This window comes from Microbacterium sp. 69-10 (genome assembly GCF_001897945.1).
Classification (GTDB): Bacteria; Actinomycetota; Actinomycetes; order Actinomycetales; family Microbacteriaceae; genus Microbacterium.
This window is the reverse complement of record NZ_MKRT01000030.1, coordinates 101238-115597: the sequence shown is the minus strand read 5'-3', so window position 1 is coordinate 115597 and position 14360 is coordinate 101238. Positions and strand designations below refer to the sequence as shown.

15 protein-coding genes are annotated in these 14360 nt (G+C 69.6%); 2 read left to right on the top strand and 13 right to left on the bottom strand.

The window, feature by feature from the left end:
- Positions 1-114 precede the first annotated feature (114 nt).
- The 7 genes from BGN97_RS17010 to BGN97_RS16980 all read right to left on the bottom strand — a co-directional run bounded on the left by BGN97_RS17010 (position 115) and on the right by BGN97_RS16980 (position 5144).
- Positions 115-939 (bottom strand): DUF559 domain-containing protein, encoded by an 825-nt coding sequence (locus BGN97_RS17010; RefSeq protein WP_292704187.1) that lies wholly within the window; start codon positions 937-939, stop codon positions 115-117.
- Between the two features lie 260 nt (positions 940-1199).
- Complete coding sequence (gene rpsN / locus BGN97_RS17005; RefSeq protein WP_292704185.1) at positions 1200-1505, bottom strand: 30S ribosomal protein S14; 306 nt, start codon at positions 1503-1505, stop codon at positions 1200-1202.
- Between the two features lie 3 nt (positions 1506-1508).
- Positions 1509-1679, bottom strand: a complete 171-nt coding sequence (gene rpmG / locus BGN97_RS17000; RefSeq protein ID WP_045250846.1) for a 50S ribosomal protein L33 — start codon at positions 1677-1679, stop codon at positions 1509-1511.
- Positions 1679-1915: a 50S ribosomal protein L28 gene (gene rpmB / locus BGN97_RS16995; protein WP_285638363.1), complete on the bottom strand. Its 237-nt coding sequence runs from the start codon at positions 1913-1915 to the stop codon at positions 1679-1681. Before rpmB ends, rpmG begins: the two co-directional genes overlap by 1 nt.
- Positions 1916-2074: 159 nt before the next feature.
- A complete protein-coding gene (locus tag BGN97_RS16990; RefSeq protein ID WP_292704194.1) occupies positions 2075-2950 on the bottom strand; it encodes a carbohydrate ABC transporter permease in 876 nt (291 codons plus the stop codon).
- 5 nt (positions 2951-2955) lie between these two features.
- Positions 2956-3885, bottom strand: a complete 930-nt coding sequence (locus BGN97_RS16985; RefSeq protein WP_292704173.1) for a sugar ABC transporter permease — start codon at positions 3883-3885, stop codon at positions 2956-2958.
- Positions 3882-5144 (bottom strand): extracellular solute-binding protein, encoded by a 1263-nt coding sequence (locus BGN97_RS16980; protein WP_292704170.1) that lies wholly within the window; start codon positions 5142-5144, stop codon positions 3882-3884. Before BGN97_RS16980 ends, BGN97_RS16985 begins: the two co-directional genes overlap by 4 nt.
- Before the next feature lie 190 nt (positions 5145-5334).
- Between BGN97_RS16980 and BGN97_RS16975 the strand changes: the two genes are divergently transcribed.
- Both BGN97_RS16975 and BGN97_RS16970 read left to right on the top strand, forming a co-directional pair.
- On the top strand, positions 5335-6543 hold the full coding sequence (locus tag BGN97_RS16975) for a Gfo/Idh/MocA family oxidoreductase (RefSeq protein WP_292704167.1): 1209 nt from the start codon (positions 5335-5337) through the stop codon (positions 6541-6543).
- Positions 6533-7537, top strand: a complete 1005-nt coding sequence (locus tag BGN97_RS16970) for a LacI family DNA-binding transcriptional regulator (RefSeq protein WP_292704164.1) — start codon at positions 6533-6535, stop codon at positions 7535-7537. Before BGN97_RS16975 ends, BGN97_RS16970 begins: the two co-directional genes overlap by 11 nt.
- 37 nt (positions 7538-7574) lie before the next feature.
- Here the strand turns inward: BGN97_RS16970 and BGN97_RS16965 are convergent, their stop codons facing one another.
- The 6 genes from BGN97_RS16965 to BGN97_RS16940 all read right to left on the bottom strand — a co-directional run bounded on the left by BGN97_RS16965 (position 7575) and on the right by BGN97_RS16940 (position 13980).
- Positions 7575-8279 carry a DNA-3-methyladenine glycosylase gene (locus BGN97_RS16965; protein ID WP_292704161.1) on the bottom strand — a complete coding sequence of 235 codons (705 nt, stop codon included), beginning with the start codon at positions 8277-8279 and terminating at the stop codon, positions 7575-7577.
- Between the two features lie 32 nt (positions 8280-8311).
- A complete protein-coding gene (locus BGN97_RS16960) occupies positions 8312-10339 on the bottom strand; it encodes a hypothetical protein (RefSeq protein WP_292704156.1) in 2028 nt (675 codons plus the stop codon).
- The gene (locus tag BGN97_RS16955) at positions 10329-11096 is read right to left on the bottom strand and encodes a TIGR03943 family protein (RefSeq protein ID WP_292704153.1); all 768 of its coding nucleotides are present in this window, start codon (positions 11094-11096) and stop codon (positions 10329-10331) included. The genes BGN97_RS16960 and BGN97_RS16955 overlap by 11 nt, the downstream gene beginning before the upstream one ends.
- Before the next feature lie 4 nt (positions 11097-11100).
- Positions 11101-12156, bottom strand: coding sequence for a permease (locus BGN97_RS16950; protein WP_292704150.1), 1056 nt, complete (start codon positions 12154-12156; stop codon positions 11101-11103).
- Complete coding sequence (locus BGN97_RS16945; RefSeq protein ID WP_292704147.1) at positions 12153-12578, bottom strand: transcriptional repressor; 426 nt, start codon at positions 12576-12578, stop codon at positions 12153-12155. The genes BGN97_RS16950 and BGN97_RS16945 overlap by 4 nt, the downstream gene beginning before the upstream one ends.
- A 178-nt stretch (positions 12579-12756) precedes the next feature.
- A complete protein-coding gene (locus tag BGN97_RS16940) occupies positions 12757-13980 on the bottom strand; it encodes a DivIVA domain-containing protein (protein ID WP_292704145.1) in 1224 nt (407 codons plus the stop codon).
- Positions 13981-14360: the final 380 nt, after the last annotated feature.

Here is a 14360-nt window from a genome sequence, read left to right as displayed (position 1 = left end):
CCATCACCCACCATCAGGGAGCAACCGGAGTGACACCACACCACGGGACTTGACCACTCCAAGGCCCGGAATCTCCTCCCATCAGCGAGTTCTCCTCCCGAATGCACGGGGCAGTCACGCCGCCACGTGCAACCGCTGCGCTACGGCGGCGAGGATGCTGCCCTGCACCTCGTGCCAGCGGTTGATCAATTGGTCGTAACTGATCCGGACCACGTGGTAGCCGTGCAGTTTCAGCAGCGCGTCGTGCGCGATATCGCTCGTGCGCTGGTCATCGACATGGTGTCCTCCGTCGATCTGGACGACGAGCCGCTCGCCGATCAGGAAATCGACCCGATGCCCCAGGATCCAGACCTGCGGCGTGATGGACAGGCGCAGCCAGCGTAGTCTCGTACGGAAGATCGTCTCGGTGCCCGCATCTGCGAAAGGGGTCGCCTGCTCCAGCATCCGCCGCGCATCCGGTGGCAGCGGTGCGCGACTCAGGATGCCGGGGTCGACGAGTCCGGCCTTGAACGCCGATTCCCATACCGCCAGTGCGGCCTCGTGCGGCTGGCATCGTGCGATCAGCACCAGTGCGTTCTCGAGGGAGTCCTCGCAGGAATCCGGATGCCGCGGAAAGAGAGGCTCGCTCCAGTGCACCACTCCGCGCGTTGTCTTGGCGTGCCCCGAATGCGGCGGTGCCGCCACATGGGGCTCGGACGCGTCCAGCACCCAGAGGTCACGTCTCGCGGCGAGGGTCACGCAGCTGAGCACGACTCCTCGTTTCGCGGCGGCGACCAGCATCCGATCAGACCCCGACCGTGCCACCCATCCGCGGCGCACCGAGAAGATGCGACCGCATTCCCGCTCGCGCCGCAGCTCGTGCGCAGTGGCGCCGAGCTCGCGCAGCGTCTTGATTCGGGCCACGCCGTCGAACAGGTCCAGTGCGCGCAGAACGTCCATGACCACGATGGTGGCCGTGATCACCGCATCCGAAGTCCTTGAATCCCATGTTCTGTGGACCACTGCTCGAAGACGTCGCCCGTGCAGGAGCAGTCGCGGCCTCCCCTTCGGGAGGAGTTCTCACACTCGGGAGGAAGGAATCGCAGCATCCCTCCTCCCATCAGTGAGTTCTCCTCCCGAACGGGTGGATGACGCGGATACCAGCGGGTACGCGAAAGGGGCGAGGATCCGAAGATCCTCGCCCCTTCACAAGCGGATGCTTACCAGCTCGACTTGGTGATGCCGGGCAGCTCGCCACGGTGGGCCATGTCACGGAAGCGGACACGCGAGATGCCGAACTTCGTGAGGACACCACGGGGGCGGCCGTCGATGGCGTCACGCGAACGCACGCGAACCGGCGACGCGTTGCGCGGCAGCTTCTGCAGGCCGACGCGAGCGGCCTCGCGGGCCTCGTCGGTGGCGTTCGGGTCGACCAGGGTCTTCTTCAGCTCGGCACGACGCTCCGCGTAGCGGGCGACGATGACCTTGCGCTGCTCGTTCTTGGCGATCTTGCTCTTCTTGGCCATGTCTTAACGCTCCTCTCGGAATTCGACGTGCTTGCGGACCACCGGGTCGTACTTCTTCAGCACGAGGCGGTCGGGGGTGTTGCGACGGTTCTTCTTGGTCACGTAGGTGTAACCGGTGCCTGCCGTCGAACGCAGCTTGATGATCGGACGGATGTCCTGAGCCTTCTTGGCCATTAGAGCTTCACACCCTTCGCCTGGAGGTCCGCGACAACCTTCTCGATGCCACGAGCGTCGATCACCTTGATGCCCTTGGCGGACACGTTCAGCGTGATCTTGCGACCGAGCGACGGAACGAAGTAGGTCTTCTTCTGCACGTTCGGGTCGAAGCGGCGCTTCGTCCGGCGGTGCGAGTGCGAGACGTTGTGACCGAAGCCGGGAACAGCACCGGTCACCTGGCACACTGCTGCCATGTTGTGACTCCTTCTATACCGTGAGGCCGGACGGCCTCACCCAAGATCCCTTGTCTGCATCCCACCCTCGAACACGGCCACAGGGCCGGGAGGAAGGAGTGGGACACGAACTGCGCACAGGAGTGTGCACAGACAAGGAGTCAGCTTACCAGAACCGGATCACTTCTCCGAACCGGCCACCATGCCCTTGATGAAGTACTTCTGCAGCACGAGGTAGACGATCAGCACCGGCAGGGCGGAGAGCAGGGATGCCGCCGCTGCGGCGCCCACGTCGCTCGAGGTGGTGGAGAAGAACGTCGCAGTCGCCGGCGCGATCGTGCGCATCTCCGGGCTGCGCATCAGGTACACGCTCAGTGCGTAGTCATTCCACACGTTCACGCTGGTGAGGATCACGACCGTGGCGGTGACGGGCTTGAGCATCGGCACCACCACGCGGAACAGCACCTGCACGGCGTTCGCGCCGTCGACCGACGCGGCCTCCTCGATCGAGATCGGCAACCCGCGCATGAACGCGGTGTACAGGAAGATCGCCAGCGGCAGCTGCGTGGCGGTCATCACCAGGATCGTGCCCCCGTAGGTGTTGTTGGCGTGCCACTGGCTCATCATCGAGTACAGCGGCACCAGGATCGACAGCGGCGGGATCATGATGAGCCCCACCACGCCGGCCAGAACCAGCTTGTTGCCGATCGTGGGTCGCCGAGCCAGCGGGTAGGCGGCGAGCGCGCCGAGCACGCACACCAGCACGGTGGCACCGAGAGTGACGATCGCGCTGTTGCCGATCGCACGCAGGATGCCGCCCTGCTCGATCGCGGTGGCGAAGTTCTGCCAGTGGATGCCGGAGAACGGCGGCAGCCACTGCGAGGACAGGTCGCTGCGCGCCTTCATCGCCGAGGTGACGGTGATGTAGAACGGCAGCAGCTGCAGCAGCACCGCGAGCAGCACGCCCGCCCCGATCGCGAGGCGCGCGGGCCACGGCGAGCGCGGGGCGGATGCCGTGCGCCGGGCGTCGCCGGTCACCACGGATGCCGGGCTCATCGCGCTCACAGCTGCTCCAGCCTTCGCCGGTTGAGCGCGGTGTTCAGCACGAGGGTGAACACCGCGATGATCAGGAACAGCACCACGCCCATCGCCGAGGCGTAGCCGGCGCGCTGGCTGCCGAAGTACATCTTGGCGATCAGCGTCGACACGGAGTTGGTGGAGTACCCGGGTCCACCGGCGGTGAGCACCTGGATCACGTCGAACAGCTTCATGCCGCCGATCAGATTGAGCACGATGCTCGTCGCGAACGCCGGCTGCAGCATCGGGAGCGTGATGCTGCGGAACGACTGCGCGGCGCCGGCGCCGTCGAGTCGCGCGGCCTCGTAGTACATGGTGGGGATCGACTGCAGGCCCGCGAGGTAGATCACCATCGAGATGCCGACGAACTGCAGCGAGTTCACCACCACGATCAGCCCGATCGCCGTACCGGAATCGCTGAGCCACGCGGTGCGCTCACCGCCGAGCGCGATGACCAGGTCGTTGAGCCCGCCGCCGTTGTAGGCGAGGAACAGGTAGTACATCGTGCCCATCACGATCGGCGAGACGAGCACGGGCAGGTAGATGATCGCCCGGGCGACGCCGCGCCCTCGCACGTGGCGGTCCAGTGCGAGCGCGAGTCCCAGTCCGATCACCTGCTGCAGAACGGTCGACCCGATGCCGTACAGAAAGGTGTTCCCGAGCGCGGTGCGGAAGTTCGGATCCTCGAACAGCCGCAGATAGTTCGCGGGGCCGACGAAGGACCGGTCGGGCGAGTAGCCGTCCCAGTTCGTCAGTGACAGCAGCACGCCGTTCAGCAGGGGCCACAGCATGAACACGCCGAGCACGGCGAGCGCAGGCAGGTACAGCAGGTTGAGGCCGCGGCTCGCGAAACGGGGGACCAACCCCTCGGTCCCCTGTTTCGGCCTGTGCACCGTCCTGACGGTGGTCGTCATCCGCGCAGCGAGTCGTAGCTCGACTTCATCTGCTTCACGGCATCCGCCGGAGTCATCTGTCCGGTGAGCACGCCGTCGGTGGTGGTGACCATGGTGTCCCAGATGCCGTTGGGCAGGTAGACGCGGTCGAAGTACGGCTTGAGCGGCAGCGTGCCCGGCTTGACGAACTGGTCGTAGCTGGCGGTGAGGATGCCGAGGTCGCTCTTCGCGTTCGTGAGGCCCGGGATGCCTCCGATCGAGCTGGCGAGCTCGGAGAGGTTGTCGGGCTGGGCGAGGTAGGCGAGGTAGTCCAGCGCCTGCTTCTTGTTCGGGGAGGTCTTGGAGACGCCGTACGCACGGCCTTCACCGCCGACCAGGAACGGCTTGCCGTCCTCGGAGGGGATGGGCATGTAGCCCAGGTCGGCCTTCGGGTCGAAGCCCAGCGCGGTGGCGACCAGGTAGTTCTGCACGAACACGAAGCCGGTCTTGCCCTCGGCGAGCGCACGCCCGAGGTCGTCGGTGGTGGCCGAGGAGTAGTCCGGGTTGATCCAGCCGTCCTTCTGCCAGGTGGACAGGTGCTCGAGGATGCGGGTGTATCCGGCCTCGTCGAAGGTGCCGTCCTTGAACCCGTCCAGCGCCTTCTCGCTGAAGTCACCCGAGCCGATGAAGTCGGTGATGTTGCCGGCGAACCAGCTGTCCTTGCCGGATGACGAGACGGGAGTGACCCCGGCATCCTTCAGCGTCTTCAGCGCCGTCTCGAAGGCGGTCCAGTCCGTGAGCGTCGTCGGGTCGATGCCGGCGTCCTTCAGCACGGTGCGGTTGTAGACGATGCCGGCGACGTCGGTGTCGATCGGCAGCGCGAAGAACTGTCCGTCGGAGTTCTGCATCGCCGGGGCCAGCGCCTTGTTGAAGTCCTTCGCCCAGGGCTGATCGTCCAGCGGCTCGAGGAACTTGCTGTACCGAAGCAGGGACCACCCGTGCGTGGCCCAGATGTCCGGGATGTCGTTCGACGAGAGCCGCACCTTGATGTCGTCCTCGTAGGTGTCGGTGGACGGGACCAGCTCGATCTTGACCCCCGGATTGTCCTTCTCGTAGGCGTCGGTGATCTTCTTCAGCACCTTCAGCGAGGGATCGGTCGCACCGAAGTTGGTCTGCATCTCGATCTTGACGTCGCCTCCGGTGCCGCCGGAGTCGCCGGAGCATCCGCTCAGGGCGAGAGCCGCGGTCGTGGCGACCGCCGCGCCCGCCAGGAGCCGCTTGGAATTCAGGGATGTCTTCATGTCTGGTCCTCACTGTCCTCGGCGTCGCTGTCGATGGCGGAAAAAACTGATGCGCATTCGTCCTGTTCGTGGTACGTTACCCGCGTAGATCACTGGGGTACAGGGGGTCTCGGAATCGTTCTGAGGGGCACGATTCCGGGGCCTCCTTTCATGTTGACACCCGTAGACCCGCGATGGAAGACTCGGGCGCATGGCGTTCACCTTGGGGATCGTCGGCGCGGGCCAGTTCGCTGGCCAGTTCGCGACGCTCTTCCACCATCATCCCGGCGTGTCCGCGGTGCACATCACCGATGTGATCCCCGCACGTGCCGATGAGCTCGTGCGCGCCGTGGGCCTGGCCGGCACCTTCGCATCCTTCGACGAGATGCTGGCGTCCCCCGAGATCGACGCGGTCGCCATCTTCACGCAGCGCTGGACGCACGGTCCGCTCGTGGTCAGGGCGCTGCGCGCGGGCAAGCACGTCTACTCCGCGGTGCCGATGGCGATCTCGGTCGACGAGATCGCCGCCATCATCGAGGCGGTCCGCGAGACCGGCCTGACCTACATGATGGGCGAGACCAGCTACTACAACCCGTCCACCGTGTTCGCCCGCCAGAAGCTCGCCGAGGGCGCCTTCGGCCGGCTCTTCTACGGCGAGGGCGACTACGTGCACGACATGGACCTCGGCTTCTACGAGGCGTACCAGTACTCGGGCGGCGAGAACTGGAAGGCCACCGCCAGCTACCCGCCGCTGCTCTACCCGACCCATTCGATCGGCGGGGTGCTCGGCGCCTGGCCCACGCACGCCACGGCGGTCTCGGCCATCGGCGTCGTGGATCAGCGCGGAGACGGCGTGTTCGACCGCGCGGTGAGCCAGTTCGACAACGACTTCTCCAACGCGACCGCGCTGTTCGAGCTCGCCGCGGGCGGATCGATGCGCGTCAACGAGTTCCGCCGCGTCGGCTACCCCTCGCACCTGCGCGAGTCGCGGTTCCGCTGGTTCGGCACCGAGGGCTCGTTCGAGCAGCTGGCGCTCACCACGGTGTGGCAGGACAAGACCGGCGTGGAGGACATCTCGCACCTCATCGACACGCACGCGTCGGTGGCGCACGACGATCCGTCGCTCGCGCACGTGGCCCCCGCGCTGCGCGACGCGTTCGTGTCCGGCTACGCCGCGATCCACGAGGCCGAGCGCGGCCGCATCCCCGCGGAGCTCATCCCCTTGCACAACGGTCACGAGGGCAGTCACCATTTCCTCGTGGATGATTTCGTGCGGGCCGTGAACGAGAACACGCTGCCGCCGGTGAACGCCTGGCAGGCGGCCCGGTTCACTCTTCCCGGCGTGATCGCGCATGAGTCCGCCCGTCGCGGCGGGGAGCGCCTCACTATCCCCGACATGGGAGACGCGGATGCCCGCTGAGCGCCGCTCGCGCTCGGTGACCCGCGCCGACGTGGCCCGCTACGCCGGCGTGAGCACAGCGGTGGTCAGCTATGTGCTCAACGACGGACCGAAGGCTGTCGCCCCGCTCACGAAGGAGCGGGTGCTCGACGCCGTGCGGGTGCTGGGCTACCGTCCGAACGCCGCCGCCCGCGCGCTGTCGATGGGCGCCGCCGACATGTTCGGCCTGCTCGTGCACGACAACCGAAGCCCGTTCTTCGCCGAACTCTGCCATGCCCTCGACCAGGCGACGGCGGATGCCGGCCGATCCCTGCTGATCGTGAACTCGGACCGCACGCAGACCTCCACGTCCGAGCAGATCCGCGACCTGTTGTCACGCCAGATCGGCGGGCTGATCATCGCCGATGTGCTCACCGCGGGCGAGCAGTCGCTGGTGGAGTCGCTCGGAATACCCGCCGTCGTGATCGGGCAGTTCGGCGAGACCGACGGTCTGCACAGTGTCGGCGTGGACTTCTCGGTGGGTGCCCGCGAGGCGACCGAGCACCTGATCGGACACGGCTACCGCGAGATCGCGTTCGCCGGCAGCGCGGCCCGGTACGACGCGCGCGAGCGCGGCTGGCGCGAGGCGCTCACCTCCGCGCACCTGCCACTGGGCCCGCTGGTGCACACCCCGTTCACCTATCAGGGCGGGTACGACGCGGCGGTGGAGCTGCTCGACGGAGCGGTACGGCCCCGGGCGGTGCTGGCGGCATCCGATCAGATCGCGATCGGCATGCTCGCTGCCTTCGGCGAGCGCGGCATCCGCGTGCCCGACGACATCGCGATCGTGTCCTTCGACGGCACCGTGGTCGCCGACTTCGTCTGGCCGCGGCTCACCACGGCGGTGCAGCCGCTGGAGCAGATGGCGGATGCCGCGGTGCGGCTGCTCCTGGAGCCGGACGCGGTGCGCGATCACCGCGCATTCCGCACGCGGCTGCGCATCCGCGAGTCCTGCGGCTGCCCGGCATCCGCCTGAGATCGGGCGCGCACGCGCGACGGTGTCCGAGCGCGACTCAGGCGACGGGATCGCCGAGCTCGTCCAGCAGAGCGGCGGCCTCGGCCGCACCGCGTCCCCACCGGAACGGTGACACGGTCGGGTCGCCCGTGATCCAGAACCGCCAGGGGAACGCGCTGGTCCCCGCGACGCCGGCCACACCGACGCGAGGGCCGGCGGACACGTCCGAGAGGGGTTCGTCGAGCAGCAGCAGCCGGGCGACGGCGCCGTGCAGCTCGGCACCGGACACGAAGTCGATGCCGTCGTGCAGCGCGTGGCGCAGGCCGACGGCCTGGCCCAGACGTCCAGGGCCGCGGGCGAGGTCGCGCAGCGCCGTCCGCCCGAGCGGCGTCTCGACGCCGCGGCGCGCAGCGGCGGCATCCGTCCCTTCGACCACCTCCCCGGCGCGCAGCAGCACACCGCCCGCCTCGCCCTCCGGGCCGCAGACGACGTTGATGCAGGAGTGGATGCCGTGGCTGAGGTACACGTAGAGGTGCCCCGGTTCGCCCCACATCGTGGCGTTGCGCGCGGTCGGTCCCATCCGCGCGTGCGAGCCGGGATCGGGCACGGCGCCCGTGCCCTTGCCGTGGTACGCCTCGACCTCGGTGATCCGCAGCCGGGTCTCGACGCCGTCGACGACGGTGATCAGGTGCGCGCCGAGCAGCCGCGGGGCCACGTCCACAGGCAGGTCGACCAGCTCGGCGCGATCGGCGAGATGCGTCATGTCACCTCCTCTGCGGTCGGTGATGCGGGTGCTCACGGGTGGGGCGCCTGCGCGCACCAGGAGATGTCGAAGCCGTTCAGCGTGGGCAGCTCCCGCTTGCCGTCGAGGTCGATCAGCTGCGTGTGCAGCGTCCCCGGCAGGGGCAGCAGCAGCTCGTCGTAGGGGTTGCTCGGCAGGTCGGGGGCGATCACGACGGCCGCGTACTGCCCGCTGGGCGACACGCAGGTCTGCACGATGGCATCCGCGCCGCTGACCTCGGCGACGATCTTCGCGGCGCCCTTGTCGTCGACACGCACGACGGCCTGGCCGGTGGGCATGCCGCCCTCGTCGCGCTGGGTGACGTGACGCACCGTGCCGCCGGGGAAAGGCACGATCGCGTCGGCGTCGCCGTAGTCCGGGGTGGAGGCCGGCAGCGGCGTCTCCGATCCATCGGTCAGGTCGACCTGCATGATGGTCCCGTCGGCGCGCTCGACGATGGCCGTGTAGGTGCCGCGGCTCACGCCGAGGATGCTGGCGGCGACGCCCATGGACTTCACGGCGCCGTCGGAGCGGGCATCCTGCAGGCCCAGGGCGCCGTCGAAGTCGACGAAAAGCAGCGACGAGGTGTCCGGCACGAACTGCCACTCGGCGACGCTGGCCTCCTTGCCGCCCACCTCCACGATGCGGGGCTTCCCCTTGCCGTTCAACGACTGCGTGACCAGCACGCTCGCCCGCCCGGAGGTCTCGGTGAGGTCGCGGTCGGAGTAGCTGTAGCCGACGTAGCCACCGCGGTCGGAGAGCTGCACCGAGGACACGTAGCCGACGCCGGGGAGCTTCAGCTCGCGCTGATGCGAGCCGTCGAGATCCATGACCATCAGGCGCGAGCCGCCCTTCTCCTCGACGGCCACGACCAGGCTGTTCCCGCTGACGCGGTAGTCGTCGATGCGCGGGTGCTCGAACACCGGCCTCGCCCGCTCGCCGGTGAGGTCGGTGCTGAAGATCTTGTCGTCCTTGCCGCCGGGCGCACGCTGCAGCAGCAGGATGCGGGATGCCGGAGTGCGGAACGTCGTCGCCAGATCGGACGCCGGCCCGCCTCCCGCGCCGACGACGCCGGACACCTTGACGGAGTACGTGGTGTCGTCGTTCAGCGCCGTGGTGAAGCGGATGCCGATGCTGCGCCCCGCCGCGTCGACCGTGAACGGGACAGCGGGCGTGACGCTGACCTGCTTCGCGTCGAGCGAGTCGACCCGCTGGTTCAGCGTGAGGGTGAGGCGGCTGCCCGAGGTCTGGATCGCCTGTGCGGCGTTCACGGACGTCGACGAGATCCGCGGACCCTGGGTGAGGCTGACGACACCGAGCGCCGCCACCACCAGCGCGAGCACACCGAGCACGGAGAACAGCGCCAGGGCGAAGCGGCGGCTGCGGGGCTCAGCCGATGCGGGAGTCGATGCGGGCTCGGGAGCGAGCTCGGTGTGCGTCGAGCGGCGGCCGCGGACGGGTCCGGACACGCCGGGCTCCCGGGGACCGGGCTCGGGTACGGCGAGGCCGGTCGTGATGGGCGAGGTGGGAGCGGGGATCGCCGGGAGCGGATGCCGGTCGGCGGGCGCGTCTTCGGCGGGCGTGTTCTCGTCGGCGATGGGCTCGGCGGGATGGACGGGTTCCAGATCGGGGGCCGACACGCCAGATTCCGGACGAATCCCGCGAATCGGTCCGATATCTGGCGTGTCGGCCCCCGGAGTGTAGCCGGAGGGGTCGGATGCCGCGGTGGGCGCGGGCGTCGGATGCTGCGAGGCGGGTGCCGGTGTCGCGGGGCGCGGCGCGCCCCCGGGAGCGGTGACCGGATGCCGGATGGTGGGCGGCGCAGCCGGGGGCGCAGCGGTCGCCTCCGCCGACGTCGCCGCGCGCCGGGCCTCCTCCGCGCGCGCTGCCGTGGCATCCGGATCGGCCTCGGCGGGCTCGGTCGCGGACCGCTCCGCCGCGCGAGTGGCCTCCGGCTCCTGAGCCGGTTCGGCGGCCTCCGCGGCGGCGCGCAGCGCACGCAGCTGGGCCCGGGTGAGCGGAGCCTCGCCGTCAGTATTCATAGGGGTCCTTCGGCTCGGCGACCTTCTTCACCGAAGTCGGCTCGATGCGCAGTGTGCCGTCGGCCTCCGCGCGCACGGTGCCCGTGACCTCGATCCACTGGCCGGTCGAGTACTTGCCCGCCACACCGCCGACGGGGACGGTGGCGGGCTGCGCGTCGATCACGCAGTGCGTGATGATCATGCGGGTGAGACCGGCCTCTCCGCCCTTGCCCGGCGTGACGAAGCCGGTCAGGGTCACGGAGGCGCCGTCGTACTCCTCCGGGCGGGTCGAGGTGGCGAAGGCGCTCGCCCAGTCGCCGACGCCGAACGTCGTGGTGTCCGCGACGCCCAGCGTCACGTCATCCGCGCCCGCGAAGAGCACCGGGTTCTCCCCCGCCCGCGACACCGCCAGCTGCGCGGAGAGGGATGCCGGCGGCAGGAGCAGCGCGGCGAGCACGACCGCCGAGGACACGATGCCGCCGGCGACCACGCCCGCCGTCTGCAGCGCGCGGCGGCGATGCGCCGCAGCATCCGGGCCAGAGGCTCCGTGAGTGTGGTCGTGATCGCCCTCCACGCCGAGCGGCAGAGTGCACGACCAGACCGCGGCCGCGAGCATCACGATCGCCGCCAGGCACGCGAACCACACGGTGTCGGGGCTGATGTACATCGTCAGCCGGCCGGCGACGGCGAGTCCGAGCGTCACGACCGCGACGACGGTCGCGAGGCCCAGCCCCAGCCAGCGAGAGGCCAGCGCGTGCAGGCGACGGGGCTCGTCCACGTGATCAGCCAAAGACGTTCACCCCGATCCCGATGGCGCAGGCGCTGAGCACGACCAGGCCAACGAGTCCGGCAAGCACACGCGCGACGAAGGTCGTGCGCAGCAGGGCGAGCATCTTCACGTCGACCAGCGGCCCGACGAGCAGGAACGCGATGATCGCGCCCGACGAGAACGTCGACGCGAACGACAGTGCGAAGAACGCGTCGACGTTCGAGCAGATCGCCACGGTCATCGCGAGCGCCACCATGGCCAGGATCGACAGCACGGGATTCGATCCGATCGCCAGCAGCACATCGCGAGGGACCAGCACCTGCACGGCCCCGGCCAGCGCCGAGCCGATCACGAGCGCCGGCATGACGGCGCGCAGCTCGACCAGGAACTGGATCAGGCTGCGCCGCGTCGGCGAACCGGGCTCGTGCACCACCTGCTCGCAGGTCTCCACGAACCGCTCGGTCAGCAGCGCCTGCGGATCGGGGTGGCGGCTGTAGATCCAGCCGATCAGGTTCGCGATCAGGTAACCGCCCACCAGGCGCGCGATCAGGATGCCGCCGTCCCAGCCGAACGCCGCGTGCGTGGTGAGGATCACGATCGGGTTCACGATGGGAGCCGCCACGAGGAAGGTCAGCGCCTCGGCCGGCGCGAGCCCGCGCATCATCAGGCCACGGGCGAACGGCACGTTGCCGCACTCGCACACCGGGATGAACATCCCCAGCAGCGACAGCACGGCACGCCGCACCCAGGCGTTCTGCGGCAGCCAGCGCTGCACGGCGTCCGCGGGCAGCCACACCTGCACCACGATCGACAGCACCACGCCGAGGATCACCCACGGCAGCGCCTCGATCAGCACGCTGAGCGTGAGGGTGAGACCGTCCTGAGCACGATCGGGCAGTGCCTTCGTGAACAGGTTCGGCACGAAGACATCGATGAGCACCAGCACCGCGAGGATGCCGACCCCGATCCCGATCGCCCGCCCCGTGGGGATGCGCCGGGGCGGATGCCGATGGGCGTGCACCGCACCGGTGGATGCCGTCTGCGGCATCCGGGACGGGGCTGAGGTCACTCGCCCGCTCCCGATGGCTCTGTCTCGCTCGCGAGCCGGGCCGCGCATTCGGCGCACAGGCCGAAGATGTCGACGACGTGCTCGGCCTGCGTGAAGCCGTACGCCGCGGCGGTGCGCTGCGCCCACTGCTCGACGTCCTTGGCCTCGATCTCGACGGCGCGTCCGCACGAGCGGCAGATCAGGTGGTGGTGATGCCCCTGGGTCGAGCAGGCGCGGTACAGCGCCTCGCCCTCGGGGCTCTGCAGGGAGTCCGCCTCACCGGATGCGGCGAGCCCGGCGAGCGCCCGGTACACGGTGGCCAGGCCGATGCCGGTGTTGGCCTGTCGCAGATCGGCGTGCAGGGTCTGCGCGCTCACGAAACCGCGCGCGTCGGTGAGCGCATCGCGCACGCGCTCCCGCTGCCAGGTGTTCCGCTGAGCCATGCCTCGAGTCTAGGACGGGCGCCTGTGAACCGCTCCGGGACGATCGCCCGTCCCCGCCCCCTTGCTCTCCGTCGAGAGCACGGGACCTCACCGAGTGCACCGGATCTTCGCGCGAAGAAGCCGTGCGCTCGGCGAGATGTCGTGCTGTCGACCGCAATGGGTCAGAGGAGCGCGGCGGTCAGGCGCGGGCGGTCTCGTCCTCTTCGAGCTCGACGTCCTCGTCGGAGCCGTCCTCGTCGGTCGCCTCGTCCTCGACCAGGTCGTCGAGCTCCGCCTCCAGGGCGTCGTCGGGCTCGGCATCCGCCTCGACCTCGGCGACCTCCGGCGCGGTGGCCTCCGGCGCGGGAGCGGATGCCGGCTTCGCCAGCACGCCCTCGGGACGGATCAGCTCGCGCACCTCGGCCATGAAGCTGTTCAGCTGCTGCTGCTGCCAGCGCAGCTGGCGGGTGCGGTCCTCGGCATCCCGCAGTGCGGCGGTGGCGTGGCCGGTGACCGAGTCGATGATCTTCTGCGCCTTGGCGCGGGCGCGGTCGAGGGTCTCGCGGGACTTCACCTGCGCCTCGGCCTCGATGGCCTGCGCCTGGCTGCGCATCAGGCGCTCGTAGTCCTCGGCCTTCGCCGAGATGCGCTGCGCGTGCTCGAGCGACGCGGCCACCTGCTCGTTGGCGTCGGTGGTGATGCGCTCGGCGTGCGCGACGGCCTGGTTGTGCAGCATCAGGAACTTCTGCTGCGCGTCGTCCTGACGGCGGGTGAGGGTCTCCTCGAACTCCAGCACGCGCGCGTTCATCTCGCGCACCTCGCGCTCGGCATCCGATCGCTGGTCGGTGGTCTCGCGGGTGACCATGGCGCGCAGCGCAGCCGCGCCCTTCTCGGCCTCGGTGCGCACGGTCGCGGCCTCGCGCGCGGCCTGCAGCAGGCGCTCGGCCTGGGTGGCGGCATTGTGGATCAGCACGCTCGCCTGGTCCTCGGCCACGCGCAGCACGGCCTCGAACTGCTGACGGCTCTGCGGCTCGTCGGCGCCCTTGGGCGCGTCGCTCAGCTCGGTCGCGAGGGTGCTCACCTGCGCGGCGGCGTCCTCGGCCTGCGCCCTGGCTGCGGCGAGCTCGTCCTCCAGCCGGGCCAGGCGGGCGTCGTTGCCGGCGACGGCGTCGGCGAGCGCCCGCGCGTGGTCGGCGCGCAGCGCCTCGAGGGCGTCGCGGTGGCGGGCATCCGCGGTCTCCCGGTCGGCGCTGAGGCGGGCGACCTGGTCGCGCAGGGTCGCGAGGGCGGCGTCCACCTCGGCCTTGTCGTAACCACGGAACGCCTGCGTGAACGACGCGTGCTCCTTGCCGGGGGCGGAGGTCAGCAGCTGGTCGAAGAAGTCGCCGCTCTGCGCGTTGTCGGACTCGTGCGTCTCGGTCACCGGACGTCACCCTTTCTGAAGCAGTCGTTCCCCCGCGTGAATGATGGCATCCCGCACCCCCTCCTTTCGTCGAGAGCACGGGACCTCGCCGAGCGCGCGGGAACCTCGCGCGAACGAGCCGTGCACTGGGCGCCCTTCGTCTCGTCGCTGCGCTCCTCGCTCAGGAACCGATGTCGTGCAGTCGACGCCGCGGTGGGGTGGGGCGGCGTCAGGAACAGCTGCGTCAGGAGCGGATGCCGGCGATGATCGCGTCGACGGCGGATGCCGCCAGGCGGCGCTGCTCGGATGCCGGCAGAGCGGCCAGCGGACCGTGCAGGCAGAGCTCGGCGAACCCGTGCACGGTGGCCCAGCACGACCAGGCGGCGGAGCTCGCGGCGTCC

Bases quoted from the DNA above. Each gene is read 5' to 3' on its own strand.
- BGN97_RS17010 (WP_292704187.1), bottom strand. From the start codon at position 939: ATGGACGTTCTGCGCGCACTGGACCTGTTCGACGGCGTGGCCCGAATC.
- rpsN (WP_292704185.1), bottom strand. From the start codon at position 1,505: ATGGCCAAGAAGAGCAAGATCGCCAAGAACGAGCAGCGCAAGGTCATC.
- rpmG (WP_045250846.1), bottom strand. From the start codon at position 1,679: ATGGCCAAGAAGGCTCAGGACATCCGTCCGATCATCAAGCTGCGTTCG.
- rpmB (WP_285638363.1), bottom strand. From the start codon at position 1,915: ATGGCAGCAGTGTGCCAGGTGACCGGTGCTGTTCCCGGCTTCGGTCAC.
- BGN97_RS16990 (WP_292704194.1), bottom strand. From the start codon at position 2,950: ATGAGCCCGGCATCCGTGGTGACCGGCGACGCCCGGCGCACGGCATCC.
- BGN97_RS16985 (WP_292704173.1), bottom strand. From the start codon at position 3,885: ATGACGACCACCGTCAGGACGGTGCACAGGCCGAAACAGGGGACCGAG.
- BGN97_RS16980 (WP_292704170.1), bottom strand. From the start codon at position 5,144: ATGAAGACATCCCTGAATTCCAAGCGGCTCCTGGCGGGCGCGGCGGTC.
- BGN97_RS16975 (WP_292704167.1), top strand. From the start codon at position 5,335: ATGGCGTTCACCTTGGGGATCGTCGGCGCGGGCCAGTTCGCTGGCCAG.
- BGN97_RS16970 (WP_292704164.1), top strand. From the start codon at position 6,533: ATGCCCGCTGAGCGCCGCTCGCGCTCGGTGACCCGCGCCGACGTGGCC.
- BGN97_RS16965 (WP_292704161.1), bottom strand. From the start codon at position 8,279: ATGACGCATCTCGCCGATCGCGCCGAGCTGGTCGACCTGCCTGTGGAC.
- BGN97_RS16960 (WP_292704156.1), bottom strand. From the start codon at position 10,339: ATGAATACTGACGGCGAGGCTCCGCTCACCCGGGCCCAGCTGCGTGCG.
- BGN97_RS16945 (WP_292704147.1), bottom strand. From the start codon at position 12,578: ATGGCTCAGCGGAACACCTGGCAGCGGGAGCGCGTGCGCGATGCGCTC.